The sequence below is a fragment of the Agrobacterium sp. rho-8.1 genome, from assembly GCF_033957725.1.
GTDB lineage: Bacteria > Pseudomonadota > Alphaproteobacteria > Rhizobiales > Rhizobiaceae > Agrobacterium.
Genome location: NZ_CP192788.1, coordinates 1,668,676 through 1,681,449, shown reverse-complemented (window position 1 = coordinate 1,681,449; position 12,774 = coordinate 1,668,676). Strand labels below are relative to the sequence as shown.

Genomic DNA, 12,774 nt, shown 5'->3' with positions numbered 1-12,774 from the left:
GACGGCATAGGAGTGCATGACATGGATAGAAACGATCAACAGGCCATCGAGAACCTTTTTGGTAAACTGTCGAAGGTCGAAAGCCAGGTGCCCGAACGGGACGGAGATGCTGAGCGCTTTATCCGGGATCGGATCAACTCCCAGCCCGCCGCTCCCTACTACATGGCGCAGACCATCGTCGTTCAGGAACAGGCTTTGGAGAAGGCACAGCAGCGCATTGCCGAACTGGAAGCGCAAAACGTCCAAAGCCTGGAGCCTGCCCAGCCACAGCGCGGCGGCATGTTTTCTTCGATGTTCGGTAGCAACGCTGCGCCAGACAGAACTGCTGTTGCGGGGTCCGCCGCGCGTCCTTCTCCATGGGGTCAACGATCCAGTGCACAGCCTACGCAGCAGCGTGGCGGCGGTGGTGGATTTCTGGCAGGAGCTGCGCAGACAGCGGTCGGTGTTGCTGGCGGCATGATGCTCGGCAACGCCATCATGGGCATGTTCGGTGCAGATGAAGCACAGGCGGCAACGCCTGCGCCTGAAACTCCGGCCGAAACGCCCGTCGAGGATGTCGATGACGGCGGTGATCTCGGTATGGACGATATGGAATTCTAAGATCGATGACCGCCTCGAAAGGTGCGGTCATCGCCGTTTCATTACCCTTCCAAACCATAGCCCGCCGCCGTTCCTGGCGGCATCCCTGTTTTTTCCAGTAGAAGGAAATGCCGCCTGAAACGGTCGGCTTTTGACAATGATGATATTTGAATGGATGTCCGACCCAGCCGCCTGGGCGGGCCTTGCCACCCTGATCGTCCTCGAAATCGTGTTGGGGATCGACAACCTCGTCTTCATTGCCATCCTCGCAGACAAGCTTCCGGAACATCAACGCGAGAAGGCCCGTCTGATCGGTCTCGGTCTCGCACTCGGCATGCGGCTCATCCTGCTGGCGTCCATTGCCTGGATCGTCACGCTGACCGCGCCTCTGTTTACCCTGCTGGGTGTCGAAATCTCAGGCCGTGATCTCATTCTGATTTTCGGCGGTGTGTTCCTGCTGTTCAAGGGAACGATGGAACTGCACGAGCGTCTCGAAGGGCACACAGAACGTAAGGACGGCCCGGTCGAACATGCCATCTTCTGGCAGGTTCTCGTGCAGATCGTGGTTCTCGACGCGGTCTTCTCGCTCGATAGCGTCATCACCGCCGTCGGCATGGTCCAGCATCTCTCCGTCATGATGATTGGTGTCATCGTCGCCATGGGTGTGATGATGGCAGCCTCCAAGCCCTTGATGGCATTCGTGTCGAAACATCCGACCGTCGTTATTCTGTGCCTGGGTTTCCTGATGATGATCGGCTTCTCGCTGATCGTTGAAGGCCTCGGTTTCCATATTCCGAAGGGCTACCTTTATGCGGCCATCGGCTTCTCGGTCCTAATCGAGGCGTTCAATCAGGTCGGACGTCGCAACCGCGAGCGGTTCGTGACCACTGGCGACATGAGAGAGCGGACCGCAAACGCAGTGCTATCATTGCTCGGCCGCCGTCGCGGAGAGCCGCAGCTCGGTGAGACGGCAGACCTGATCGCCGAGCGTGCGACCGAAGGCGAACTGTTCACGACAGTCGAACACGAGATGATCGAAAGCGTTCTGACGCTGGCCGACCGCCCGGCCAAATCCGTCATGACACCGCGTCTGGACATCGACTGGCTTGACATAGACGACAGTGATGAAGAGCTTCGTCGCAAGGTGATTGAGATGGGGCATTCCCGTTTCCCGGTTGCCCGTGGCAGTCTCGACGAATTCCTTGGCGTAGCGCTGACAAAAGACCTGCTTCGCGACTTCATCGAAGAAGGAAAGTTCGATTTCACCAAATCTTTGCGCCAGCCGCTTGTCGTCCATGAAAGCATCAACGCGCTCAGACTGCTTGAACACCTTCGCAAGTCCCCCCTCCAGGTGGCGATGGTGCTCGACGAGTTCGGTTCGGTGGAGGGTATGGTCACGCCGACCGATCTGCTCGAAGCCATCGCAGGCGATTTCGCCGATGACGACGAAGATCAGTTGGCTGTCGAGCGCGGCGAGGACGGCTCGCTTCTGGTTGATGGCTGGATCGACATCCGCCACGTCTCGAAGCTTCTGGACATCGATTTGGTCGACGATACGGATCGCTACTCCACGCTTGCAGGTCTGATCCTCTGGCGGCTTGGACACATGCCTGCTGTCGGAGAAAAAGTGACGTTCGGAGGGCTGGTCTATGAAGTGATCGCGCTTGACGGGCATACCATCGACAAGGTCAGGATTAGCAAAGTCGACGGGGCCAACAAAAAATCTGAGGAACCATAACGCGCCTTAACCCGTTGTTTCATCAATCGAGCAATGCGGCTCATATAAGGAGAACGACAATGGGTAGCACCATGGACAAGGTTAAGGGCAAGGCCAACGAAATTGCTGGCGAAGCGCGTCAGGCCGTAGGCGACGCGACCGACAATCACGAGATGGAAGCCAAGGGCGCAGCCCAGGAAGCCAAGGGTCATGCACAGCAGGCCAAGGGCGAAGCAAAAGAAAAAGTGAAGGACGTCGTTGACCGCGCGTAACGGTCACGTCTAATTCTCTAAAAGGGCTCCGGATTTGTTCGGGGCCCTTTTTGATTCAGCGCACTGGCTCTTGCCTGTCACACGATGATCTGCGCAATAGCGATGATCGTCAAAATCAATCCGACCGTAACATAGACGGAGAACGATGTTCTCCAGCAGTTCCGGAGCCCCATTGATCAACGCTGTCATACGCTTGTAGACGACGTTGGACCAAAAAGTGAGAACACATGACGTGATTCGATCCTAGGCATTATCACCCATTATCGGGTTGTATAGCGAGGCCGTCGCTGACCCGGACTGCACCGACGAGGCTCTTGCTCAGCTCGTGCAGGAGCGGGGTGGTTTGTTCGACGCTGAAGACAAGCCATCCATTCGTACCCTTAGGAAGCTGACCTACGACCACAGAGTTGGCTTGCTACAGCTAACGTCATGCTGGTCCAAGCATGATGTAAGTCTCGCTCTTGGCAACGCCGGCGGTGGCCCGAACGGTTGAGATCAGCTCATTGAGCTGAAGCATTGTCGAAACCTCGATCTCCGCAATCATGTCCCAGAGACCGTTCGTATTGGACAGCGTCTTGACGCCGGGCAGCCGTTTTACCGTTGAAATCGTTCCCTTCGGCGATCCCTCGACTTCGATCAAGATGAATGCGCGGATGAAGTCCTTGCCAACGTCATCCCTCAGGCTGACCGTGAACCCCTTGATGTCGCCGCTGGCGATCAGGCGGTCGAGGCGCTTTTGTGCGGTAGCCCGTGCGACGCCCAGCAATTGCGCCAGTTGGGGCACGGAAGCGCGACCGTTGATGCGAAGTTCGGAAACCAGCTTCTTGTCGAGCGCATCCATCAGTATATTCCTTTTTCGTCAATATTTTTTTCATATCGGCAAATGACGACAAAAGAAATCAGTTTGTGTTCTTTTTTGTGCATCTGGTGAGGGCTAAGACTGACCTCTGTCGGGACTTTGGTGCCAGTATAAAAGCGGAACGCACTTCAAAAAGCGGTTCCAATTGTTTCCGATCGATCAATCAATGCCGCTACGTCCGTAGCCACTGATGACACAACGGTCCGGCAATCCGGGTCATGATGGGAGATACATGATGAAATTTTCGCGCTTTTTTTCTTCGATGCTCGTGATTGCAGGCTTTTGTGCCGCAGTGACCACGACACATGCAGATGATCTTCAAAAGGTCGAGAAGGCTGGAAAGCTTTCCGTCGCACTTTCCGGCGCTTTTCCTCCGTTCAGTTTCGTTGATGAATCCAACCAGGTCGTCGGTTTCGACGTCGATATCGGGTCCGAGATTGCACGTCGCCTCAAGGTGAAGCCAGAGATCGTCACGACCGCGTGGGATGGTATCATTGCCGGTCTGGTCACCGGGCGCTACGACACCGTCGTCGGCTCCATGGGCATTACCGATGAGCGCAAAAAGGCCGTCGATTTCGTTGGACCCTACTATCGTTCTGGTCTTGGTCTTTTCGTTGCCAAGGGTTCCAGCGTCACGAAAATGGGCGATCTCGAAGGCAAGACGATTGGTGTAACTCTGGGCGAAACGTCGGAAAAATGGGTTCGCGATCAAAACCGGTTCACGGTTCGCACCTATAAAGGACTGCCCGAGATGCTTCTCGATCTGGGAGCGGGCCGCGTTGATGCCATTGTTGCTGACGACGTTCCTGTTCTGGTTGCAATCAAGAAGAGTAACGCCCCGGTAGAGCAGATCAAGGACGATGCGTTGCCGCGCTTCGATATCGGCATAGCCATTCGAAAAAACAATCCAGAACTCGCATCCGCAATGCAAAAAGCTCTGGGTGATATGATGGCCGATGGGACATATGAAACCATTTCCCAGAAATGGATAGGCTCCGATATCAGGTAAAGTCTGCGGCATCGGGAGGCCAGCGGCTTCCCGATGCGCTCGATGTTCACATTCCTCTCATTCGACAGCTTTGCTCACGTCTTTATGGGATTAAGGCCTCGTCTTCGGCAACGCGAGCGCTGCTACAGCTCCCTGTTTTAAGGCGCATATCCCACAAATTCGCGCCTTCGTGAGAGATTCGTCCGGAAAGGCTGATATGGATTTCGAACTGATAAGGCGCATCCTGCCATTCATGGCCGAGGCGTCATTGGTAACGTTAGGACTGACCGCAGCGTCGCTAGCCATCGGACTGGTCGTCGCAGCTATCGTGACGACCGGGCGGTTTTCAAAGGCTGCGCCGGTGCGGTGGCTTGCTGCTGTGTATGTCAGCCTCATGCGGGGAACGCCTCTCCTGGTGCAACTCTTTCTCGTCTATTTCGGTGGACCCCAGTTTGGCCTCGACCTCTCGCCGTTTACGGCGGGTGTGCTCACCATGGGCCTCAACATCGGCGCATACATGTCCGAGGGAATTCGAGGAGCCATTCTTTCCGTCGACAGGGGGCAAACAGAAGCTGCCCGTTCCATCGGGTTTGGACGTGTTGCGACCATGAGGCTGTTTGTCTTGCCGCAGGCGGCTCCCTTGATGATCCGCTCTCTCAGCGTCAACACCGTCATCCTGTCCAAAAGCACCGCTCTGGTTTCAACAATCGGCGTCGTGGAACTCACCTATTCCGCCCAGCGCTTCGTGACGTCGACCTATAAACCTTTCGAAGTATTCGCCGTGGCGGGCCTCTCTTACGTGATCATCGTCGCGGCCATCTCGCTCATAATGCGGATCGTCGAGAGGTCATTCGATACAACCCGGAGGGCAGACGCATGAGCCTCGATTTGAGCGTTGTTCCCTCATATTGGCACATCCTCCTTACAGGACTTCTCTGGACCATCCTGATCACGGTACTCGCCGGGGCGATCAGCGTCGTTCTCGGAATGCTCATCGCAATCACGACGCTATACGGCTCCAAACTCGTCAGCATGCCGATCCGGGGCGTCATGTTCCTGTTCATGGGAACGCCGCTGCTTCTTCAGCTTTATCTGCTCTATTACGGCCTGTCGCAGGTCGGCATCCTGTTGCCAGCCTTCTGGACAGGCGTGATCGGGCTTGGCCTTCATTACGCAGCCTACAATGCGGATATTTTCGGGGCCTCCCTTCGCGGTGTCGATGTCGGTCAGATGGAAGCAGCCAGAACGCTCGGCTTCGGCAAAGGTCCAACTCTCAGATACTTCATCATCCCGCAGGCCGTTCTCGCAGCGCTTCCACAGGTCGGAAACAACAGCATCATATTGCTGAAAGACACCGCCGTACTTTCGGTTCTGGGTATCGCAGAACTGGTGCTGAACGCCCAGCGCGCCATAAGCGAGACCTATCGCCCGTTCGAATTCTATCTCACCGCCGCAATCCTCTACTACATCGTCAATATTGCGATGGAAGTTCTTCTGAGGCGAGCAGCCAGAAAAGCGGAGGCAATCCGATGACAGCAAACAATTCCATGATCGAATTACGGCAGATCCGTAAATCCTATGGCAGTCATGAGGTGCTCAAAGGCATCGATATGAATGTGGCCCGCGGCAAGATCGTCTCGATCATCGGTCCCAGCGGTTCGGGAAAGAGCACGCTCCTGCGGTCCATCAACATGCTCGAAGAGATTTCCAGCGGTGAAATCTGGCTTGATGGCCAGCAGGTCAACCGTCCGTTGAAGGGCCGTGCCTTCGAAAATCACATCAATCGTACCCGGCAAGACATGGGCATGGTGTTTCAGCAGTTCAATCTGTTCCCACACCTCACCGTGCTTCAGAATGTCACGATTGGCCCGATGAAGCTCAAGGGACTGGGCAAGGCGGAAGCGCTGGACCGGGCCAATACGCTGCTTGCCAAGGTGGGCCTTGCAGATAAGGGCTCTGCCTATCCGTCCCGGCTTTCCGGCGGACAGAAACAGCGTGTGGCCATCGCGCGCGCACTCGCCATGCAGCCCAAGGTCATGCTGTTCGATGAAGCGACATCGGCGCTCGATCCCGAGCTTGTGGAAGAGGTGAACCTCGTCATGAAGCAGCTCGCATCGGAACATATGACCATGCTGATCGTCACGCATGAAATGCGTTTCGCGGCTGAAGTCTGTGATCACGTCATGTTCATGGACGGCGGCGTCGTCGTGGAGCAGGGGCGGCCCGACGAGATGCTGCAGAACCCTGTTGAAGAGCGCACGCGTGCATTCCTGCGCAAGCACCTATCCCATTAAGTAGAGAGCGACCAATGACCGTCGAAACAAAGACAATGCTTGATCCGGCGCGGGTCCGTGATCTGGCTCTGCGCATGGTCTCGTGGCCCAGTGAAACCGGCACGCCGGGGGAGGCGGAGTTTGCAGATCGCGTCCACGAACTGCTGCTGGAAATTCCTTATTTCCGGCGCCACCCGGAGGATATCCGCCTCATCGACAGCCATGGCGATCCGCTGACACGCAATGTCGTGGCACTGGTGCGTGGCACTGGTCGCAGAACGATTGCGCTTGCAGGACATTTCGACACGGTATCGACCGAAAACTACCACGACCTCAAGGATCTGGCGCAGGACAGCCTTCCGCTCAAGGACGCACTCATCGCCGATCTTTCAGGGAGGACACGTTCAGAACAGGAAGAGCGCGCGTTGAAAGATCTGCTCGGGGGGGATTTTCTTCCCGGCCGCGGCATGCTGGACATGAAAAGCGGCGACGCTGCCGCAATCGCCTGTCTCGAGCATTTTGCGAGCCGCGCAGATCGCAATGGCAACCTGATGCTGATCCTCACGCCTGATGAAGAACGCGAAAGCCGGGGAATGCGTTCGCTGCGTGATGCTCTGCCGGGTATCGCGGCCAGTTTCGATATCGAAATCTCCGCGGCGATCAACATGGATGTCACTTCGGATCAGGGCGACGGAAGTCTCGGCCGTGCGGCCTATGCGGGCACCATCGGCAAGCTCCTGCCGTTTGCGATGGTGATTGGCTGCAGTTCGCATGCAAGTTATCCATTCGAGGGCGTCAGCGCGCAGGCCATGGCTGCCGGCATTCTGTCGCGTCTGGAGGGTAACTCTGCCCTGGCCGATCAGGATGAGAGCGACGTCTCGCCACCTCCGATCTGCCTTGAGGCCAAGGACCTTCGAGATGGCTATGAGGTCACGACGCCGGAACGCTTCTGGCTCGCATTCAACTGGCTTTACCATGCGATGACCGAGCAGGAACTGTTCGAACGCTTCTGCGGCGAAGTTTTCGCGGGCGCGAGCGAGGCTATCGACCGTTTTTCCGGCCAGGCCTTGGAATACGGCAGGCTGGTCGGCAAAAACGCAGGAGCCAGACCTGCGGCTCCGCGTCTTGTTACATTCGCAGAACTGCGGGCGCTTGCTTCCCAAGCGGAAGGAGATCGCTTCGAGGCGCTCTATGCCGACAAGGAAAACGCGCTTTCCAGCATCGACAACCCGCTCTCACTGACGCGCCAACTCACGGAGTGGCTGGTCGGTATTGCGCGACTGTCCGGCCCTGCAATCGTCGTGGGTTTTTCCGGCCTTCACTATCCGCCAAGCCGCCTGCGTATGGAGCATGACAACGACCGCGATCTGCATGCTGCCGTTGAAAAGATACGCTCGTCTTTTGATGGTTCGCCAGACAGAAGCCTGACGTGGAAGCCATATTTCCAAGGCATCTCGGATATGAGCTTTCTCGGCCAGTCGGCGGCTGGCAGCGATGTCGTCTCTCGCAATACGCCGATATCACGCCTCATTGACCGTCCGCCCGCAGATGCGCTGCGTTTTCCATCGGTCAACATCGGTCCATGGGGGCGCGAATTTCATCAGCGGCTTGAGCGGGTTTACGCGCCCTACGCCTTCGAGGTGTTGCCAAACCTCATCGCCGAGATTGTCGATGAATTTCTCAAAGACGCAGACAAGGATGGTTGAGGCGTCCGCGGTTTCCACGACATCCGCCGACAACCGACCCCAACCAATCGGATAGACATATGACCACCCATACAAATCTGAACACCGTTCCCTTCGTCAGCGTCGATCATATGATGAAGCTTGTCCTGACCGTCGGAATTGACACGTTTCTGACCGAGCTTGCGGCTGTGATCGAAGAGGATTTCCTGCGCTGGGAACAGTTCGACAAAACCGCCCGCATTGCCTCGCATTCCGAAGAAGGCGTCATCGAGCTGATGCCAACCAGCGATGGAACGCTCTACGGGTTCAAATATGTCAACGGTCATCCCAAAAACACCAGAGATGGTCGCCAGACGGTTACCGCCTTCGGCGTGTTGTCTGATGTTGGCAACGGGTACCCTATGTTGCTGTCCGAAATGACGATCCTTACAGCGCTCCGTACTGCTGCCATGTCGGCTGTCGCCGCCAAGCACCTTGCACGCAAGGATTCGAAGACGATGGCGATCATTGGTAACGGCGCGCAGAGCGAATTCCAGGCGCTGGCCTTCAAGGCCATCGTCGGAGTGACCGAACTTCGGCTCTTCGATCTCGATCCATCCGCGACAGACCGGTGCGCTCGCAATCTCGCTGGAAAAGGATTCGCGATCACGAAATGCTCGACGTCGCAGGAGGCAGTCGAAGGTGCAGACATCATCACCACTGTGACCGCCGACAAACAGTGCGCTACGATCCTCTCAGACAACATGGTCGGTCCGGGCGTGCATATCAACGCGGTCGGAGGCGATTGCCCCGGCAAGACGGAACTGCACAAGGACATCCTGCTGCGTTCCGATATCTATGTGGAATACCCGCCGCAGACACGGATTGAGGGCGAAATTCAACAGCTTGCACCGGACCACGCGGTAAAAGAGCTTTGGGAGGTAATCACCGGACGGATCGACGGTCGCCAGTCAGAGCGTGCCATCACGCTTTTTGACAGCGTCGGCTTTGCCATCGAGGATTTCTCGGCACTCCGCTACGTTCGCAGCAAGCTTCCGGACACGGGCCTCTACGTCGATCTCGATCTTCTGGCAGATCCGGATGAGCCGCGTGACCTTTATGGAATGCTGCTACGGTGCGAGCAGAATCTTGGCGCGGCATGAAAAAGGGCAGGTGGCACGAACGCCACCTGCCGAAACTTTCAAGGGGTCATAAGCACTCGTCCTATTCGCCCTCGCTGCTCCGCCCTGCGGTGCGCGCTGGCTGCATCAGCCAAGGGGTAGGTCGCATCAATCAGTATGCGCAAGCTACCCTCCAAGGCCATGTCGAACAATTCCGTAATAAGGCGGCGGGGAACTTCGTCCCCCATCTGAGGCCCGAGAAGGCATCCGATAATCGTTTGTCTATGCTTCAGAAGATGTCCGGCGTCGATCATGGTACTGCGTCCACCGAATACACCGATCAGCACGGCATTGCCGCCGTCCTTCAGAACGTCCAAAGCATCCACCAATGCGTCGCCACCAATCGTGTCGATGATGACGTCGACTTCGTTTCCGCCGAGCAGTGAACGGATTTGCTCGCTTGCCGGGTTCTCACCAACGATGATGCCTTCATCGAGCCCGTACTCACGGATCTGATCGAGTGATTCCTTCCGCGTTCCGGTACCGATGACTTTTGCGCCCAGCTTTGCGGCCAGTTGCACCGTTGCCAGACCAACGCCACCCGCGGCACCAAGTACGAGCACAGTCTGACCGGGTTGCAGTTTCGCAAGATGGATGGCCCATGCGGCCGTGCCTGGCCCAACGGGTATCGTCGAGGCAATGCCGATATCCAGACCGTCTGGAATGATGAAACAATTCCGCGCGGGTGCGGCCCTGAGTTCGGCGTGTGAGCCTTTCCAGTTAAATGTCGTCACCTTCTGGCCGACTTCGAAATCCGTGACGTTCTCGCCGAGCTCGACAATCGTGCCCGCTGCTGCGTAGCCTGGAACTTCGTTGATGCCCGGAGGAAGGTCTCTGCGACCAACGAGGTCGCCGCCTTCGATGCTGATGGCCTCGACTTTTATTAAGAGCTCATCATCGGCTGGGACAGGGTCCCCGACGTCCTCATATCTGAGCACGTCGGGGCCGCCAGCTTCATGGTAAATAGCTGCTTTCATGATGTTTTCCTGCTATCAATGTCGTTAGGCTTTATGTGCCTTCAAGGTTTCGACAAGCGATGTTGCCGTTGCCACCGACGATCCGGGATTCTGACCGGTGATGAGCAATCCGTCCTTCACTGTGTAGGACTGCCAATCCCCGATTTTCGAATAGATGCCGCCATTCTCCTTGAGCATATCCTCTACGAGGAATGGGACGATCTCGGTGAGTTGCACGGCATCTTCTTCTGTGTTGGTAAAGCCGGTGACCTTCTTACCTTGAACCAGCGGGGTGCCATCCTGAGCCTTCACATGGCGCAAGACGCCTGGCGCGTGGCAGACGAATGCGACAGGTTTTCCAGCGGCATACATGCGCTCGATGAGTGAGATGGAAACCTTATCCTCGGCAAGATCCCACAATGGACCATGGCCACCGGGATAGAACACGGCATCGAAGTCGTCGATCGAAACGGTCGACAGGACGACAGTGTTTGCCAGAACGGACTGGGCATCCGCATCGGATTTGAATTTGCGGGTTTCCTCAGTCTGCGAATCCGGTTCGTCGCTTTTCGGATCAAGTGGCGGCTGTCCGCCCTTTGGAGAGGCAACGGTGATTGTCGCACCCGCTTCAAGGAAAGCGTAATAAGGTGCTGCGAATTCCTCCAGCCAAAATCCGGTTTTCTTGCCTGTGTTGCCGAGTGCATCGTGGGATGTCAGGACCATGAGTATGTTCATTTTTATTTCCTTTTTGGCCGACTGGCCTTGACTGATTGGATTGTAATCTGCGGTGTCGATAAAAGTTGCAGTTGGTGGTGAGGTTATTGACCAAGCATCGTTTCAAGTCCCTTGAGCTTTTCGGCATAGGGAGCTCTCAAGCGCAGCCCGGAAGTGCCACTCTCGCTCTGAATGACGACAGGCTTTGCATGGCTGAACCGTAGGAAGCCATGAATGCCGTGATACGCACCCATACCAGCCGCACCCACTCCGCCGAAGGGCAATGTGTCGATCGAGGCGTGGCTCATGACGTCGTTGACAACAAGTGCACCGGACGTCGTTTGCTTTGCAAAGCGTTTTGCCTGCTCCATATCGCTTCCGAAGTAATAGGCAGCCAGCGGACGCGGATGGGCGTTGATGTAGTCAATGGCAGCGTCTGTACTCTTGCATGAAACGATTGGCAGAATTGGGCCGAAGATTTCTTCCTGCATGATTTTCATGCTGTCATTTGCGCCGACGACAGCTACCGGCGCGATCTTGCGGGTAGCACGGTCGTAGAGCGGCTCGTCCGAAGGGCCAAGGCCGACAATTTTGGCACCTTTCTCTTTGGCATCATCCAACAAGCTGACCAGACGATCAAAATGCCGATCTGTAACAATCGCGGTATATTCCGCATTGGCCTGAATGGTCGGGAAGCTTTCTGCCACAAGACCGCTTGCAGCCGAAACGAATGTGTCTATTTTCGTATCATCGATCAGGACGTAATCAGGCGACAGGCAGATTTGACCGGAATTGAACGTCTTGACGGTCAGCGTCCGTTCGGCGGCTATTTTCACATAGGCATCTTCAGCAACGACGACAGGCGACTTGCCACCCAGCTCCAGTGTCACAGGCACAAGATTTTCGGCAGCAGCGCGCATGACGTGACGCCCGACACCCGTGCTGCCAGTGAAGATAAGATGGTCGAATGGCAGTCCGCTGAAGGACGCTCCAACCTCGGCATCGCCGAGAACGACACCAAGTTCCATCGGGTCGAAATAGCTCGCAATCAGTTCTGCAATGGTTTCGGAGGTATGAGGGATCAACTCCGATGGCTTCAGAAGCGCTGTATTGCCTGCAGCGAACACGCCTGCAAGTGGACTGAAGGCGAGATTGACTGGAAAATTCCACGGGCTGATAATGCCGACCACACCCAGCGGCTGGTGGTCAATCCATGCTTTTACACCTAGCTCTGGTTCGTCAACATTCTCCGGCTGCATCCATGTCTGGACGTGGTCCGCCGAATACGCGAGCGCCTTTACCGTGGTGGCAATATCGGCGACTTTCGACTGGTAGATGCTACGATTTCCGAAATCCTCGCTCATGGCACGAGCCAGGCGGTCCTGGTTCTCAAGCAGCATACGCATTGCCCTTTGAAGCCTGTCCTTGCGCAGTGACACATCTGCGACGCCCGCCTTGAGGTGAAATGCCTTCATGGCAGCAAGAATGGTATTGAGTTCTTGGGTGACATTGGTGCTCATTGCTGTTCTCCTTGCGGGTGAGCCTGAACCGTACCTTCGCAGCATCTTGCG

At 56.3% G+C, this 12,774-nt stretch carries 13 protein-coding genes; 9 read left to right on the top strand and 4 right to left on the bottom strand.

Features of this window, described 5'->3' with window-relative positions; all coding sequences use genetic code 11:
• Nucleotides 1-21 precede the first annotated feature (21 nt).
• From RMR21_RS08420 to RMR21_RS08410, 3 genes are all read left to right on the top strand, one after another.
• Entirely contained in the window at nt 22-600 is a 579-nt protein-coding gene (locus RMR21_RS08420; RefSeq protein WP_498667484.1) for a DUF2076 domain-containing protein, read from the top strand.
• Between the two features lie 139 nt (nt 601-739).
• A complete protein-coding gene (locus RMR21_RS08415; RefSeq protein WP_498670115.1) occupies nt 740-2,317 on the top strand; it encodes a TerC family protein in 1,578 nt (525 codons plus the stop codon).
• A gap of 59 nt (nt 2,318-2,376) precedes the next feature.
• Nucleotides 2,377-2,568, top strand: coding sequence for a CsbD family protein (locus tag RMR21_RS08410; RefSeq protein ID WP_498667483.1), 192 nt, complete (start codon nt 2,377-2,379; stop codon nt 2,566-2,568).
• Nucleotides 2,569-2,995: 427 nt separating this feature from the next.
• Here the strand turns inward: RMR21_RS08410 and RMR21_RS08405 are convergent, their stop codons facing one another.
• Nucleotides 2,996-3,409: an Lrp/AsnC family transcriptional regulator gene (locus RMR21_RS08405; RefSeq protein ID WP_498667482.1), complete on the bottom strand. Its 414-nt coding sequence runs from the start codon at nt 3,407-3,409 to the stop codon at nt 2,996-2,998.
• A 250-nt stretch (nt 3,410-3,659) separates the two neighbouring features.
• Here RMR21_RS08405 and RMR21_RS08400 point away from each other — a divergent pair, with 250 nt between their 5' ends.
• The 6 genes from RMR21_RS08400 to ocd all read left to right on the top strand — a co-directional run bounded on the left by RMR21_RS08400 (nt 3,660) and on the right by ocd (nt 9,515).
• On the top strand, nt 3,660-4,436 hold the full coding sequence (locus RMR21_RS08400; protein WP_498667481.1) for a transporter substrate-binding domain-containing protein: 777 nt from the start codon (nt 3,660-3,662) through the stop codon (nt 4,434-4,436).
• A 196-nt stretch (nt 4,437-4,632) separates the two neighbouring features.
• Nucleotides 4,633-5,295, top strand: coding sequence for an amino acid ABC transporter permease (locus RMR21_RS08395; protein WP_498667479.1), 663 nt, complete (start codon nt 4,633-4,635; stop codon nt 5,293-5,295).
• A complete protein-coding gene (locus tag RMR21_RS08390; protein WP_498667478.1) occupies nt 5,292-5,948 on the top strand; it encodes an amino acid ABC transporter permease in 657 nt (218 codons plus the stop codon). The genes RMR21_RS08395 and RMR21_RS08390 overlap by 4 nt, the downstream gene beginning before the upstream one ends.
• On the top strand, nt 5,945-6,709 hold the full coding sequence (locus RMR21_RS08385) for an amino acid ABC transporter ATP-binding protein (protein WP_498667477.1): 765 nt from the start codon (nt 5,945-5,947) through the stop codon (nt 6,707-6,709). Before RMR21_RS08390 ends, RMR21_RS08385 begins: the two co-directional genes overlap by 4 nt.
• A 14-nt stretch (nt 6,710-6,723) precedes the next feature.
• Complete coding sequence (locus tag RMR21_RS08380) at nt 6,724-8,394, top strand: M20/M25/M40 family metallo-hydrolase (protein WP_498667476.1); 1,671 nt, start codon at nt 6,724-6,726, stop codon at nt 8,392-8,394.
• Between the two features lie 59 nt (nt 8,395-8,453).
• Nucleotides 8,454-9,515, top strand: coding sequence for an ornithine cyclodeaminase (gene ocd, locus RMR21_RS08375; protein WP_498667475.1), 1,062 nt, complete (start codon nt 8,454-8,456; stop codon nt 9,513-9,515).
• A 38-nt stretch (nt 9,516-9,553) separates the two neighbouring features.
• Here ocd and RMR21_RS08370 read toward each other — a convergent pair whose 3' ends face one another.
• From RMR21_RS08370 to RMR21_RS08360, 3 genes are all read right to left on the bottom strand, one after another.
• Complete coding sequence (locus RMR21_RS08370) at nt 9,554-10,510, bottom strand: quinone oxidoreductase family protein (protein ID WP_498667474.1); 957 nt, start codon at nt 10,508-10,510, stop codon at nt 9,554-9,556.
• Nucleotides 10,511-10,534: 24 nt separating this feature from the next.
• Nucleotides 10,535-11,224, bottom strand: coding sequence for a type 1 glutamine amidotransferase domain-containing protein (locus RMR21_RS08365; protein WP_498667473.1), 690 nt, complete (start codon nt 11,222-11,224; stop codon nt 10,535-10,537).
• Nucleotides 11,225-11,307: 83 nt separating this feature from the next.
• Nucleotides 11,308-12,723 (bottom strand): coniferyl aldehyde dehydrogenase, encoded by a 1,416-nt coding sequence (locus tag RMR21_RS08360; protein WP_498667472.1) that lies wholly within the window; start codon nt 12,721-12,723, stop codon nt 11,308-11,310.
• Nucleotides 12,724-12,774 lie beyond the last annotated feature (51 nt).

What these genes read in the sequence shown, in the direction of transcription:
- RMR21_RS08380 (WP_498667476.1), top strand. Translation starts at nt 6,724, where the DNA reads ATGACCGTCGAAACAAAGACAATGCTTGATCCGGCGCGGGTCCGTGAT.
- RMR21_RS08385 (WP_498667477.1), top strand. Translation starts at nt 5,945, where the DNA reads ATGACAGCAAACAATTCCATGATCGAATTACGGCAGATCCGTAAATCC.
- RMR21_RS08420 (WP_498667484.1), top strand. Translation starts at nt 22, where the DNA reads ATGGATAGAAACGATCAACAGGCCATCGAGAACCTTTTTGGTAAACTG.
- RMR21_RS08405 (WP_498667482.1), bottom strand. Translation starts at nt 3,409, where the DNA reads ATGGATGCGCTCGACAAGAAGCTGGTTTCCGAACTTCGCATCAACGGT.
- ocd (WP_498667475.1), top strand. Translation starts at nt 8,454, where the DNA reads ATGACCACCCATACAAATCTGAACACCGTTCCCTTCGTCAGCGTCGAT.
- RMR21_RS08410 (WP_498667483.1), top strand. Translation starts at nt 2,377, where the DNA reads ATGGGTAGCACCATGGACAAGGTTAAGGGCAAGGCCAACGAAATTGCT.
- RMR21_RS08400 (WP_498667481.1), top strand. Translation starts at nt 3,660, where the DNA reads ATGATGAAATTTTCGCGCTTTTTTTCTTCGATGCTCGTGATTGCAGGC.
- RMR21_RS08415 (WP_498670115.1), top strand. Translation starts at nt 740, where the DNA reads ATGATATTTGAATGGATGTCCGACCCAGCCGCCTGGGCGGGCCTTGCC.
- RMR21_RS08370 (WP_498667474.1), bottom strand. Translation starts at nt 10,510, where the DNA reads ATGAAAGCAGCTATTTACCATGAAGCTGGCGGCCCCGACGTGCTCAGA.
- RMR21_RS08395 (WP_498667479.1), top strand. Translation starts at nt 4,633, where the DNA reads ATGGATTTCGAACTGATAAGGCGCATCCTGCCATTCATGGCCGAGGCG.
- RMR21_RS08365 (WP_498667473.1), bottom strand. Translation starts at nt 11,224, where the DNA reads ATGAACATACTCATGGTCCTGACATCCCACGATGCACTCGGCAACACA.
- RMR21_RS08360 (WP_498667472.1), bottom strand. Translation starts at nt 12,723, where the DNA reads ATGAGCACCAATGTCACCCAAGAACTCAATACCATTCTTGCTGCCATG.
- RMR21_RS08390 (WP_498667478.1), top strand. Translation starts at nt 5,292, where the DNA reads ATGAGCCTCGATTTGAGCGTTGTTCCCTCATATTGGCACATCCTCCTT.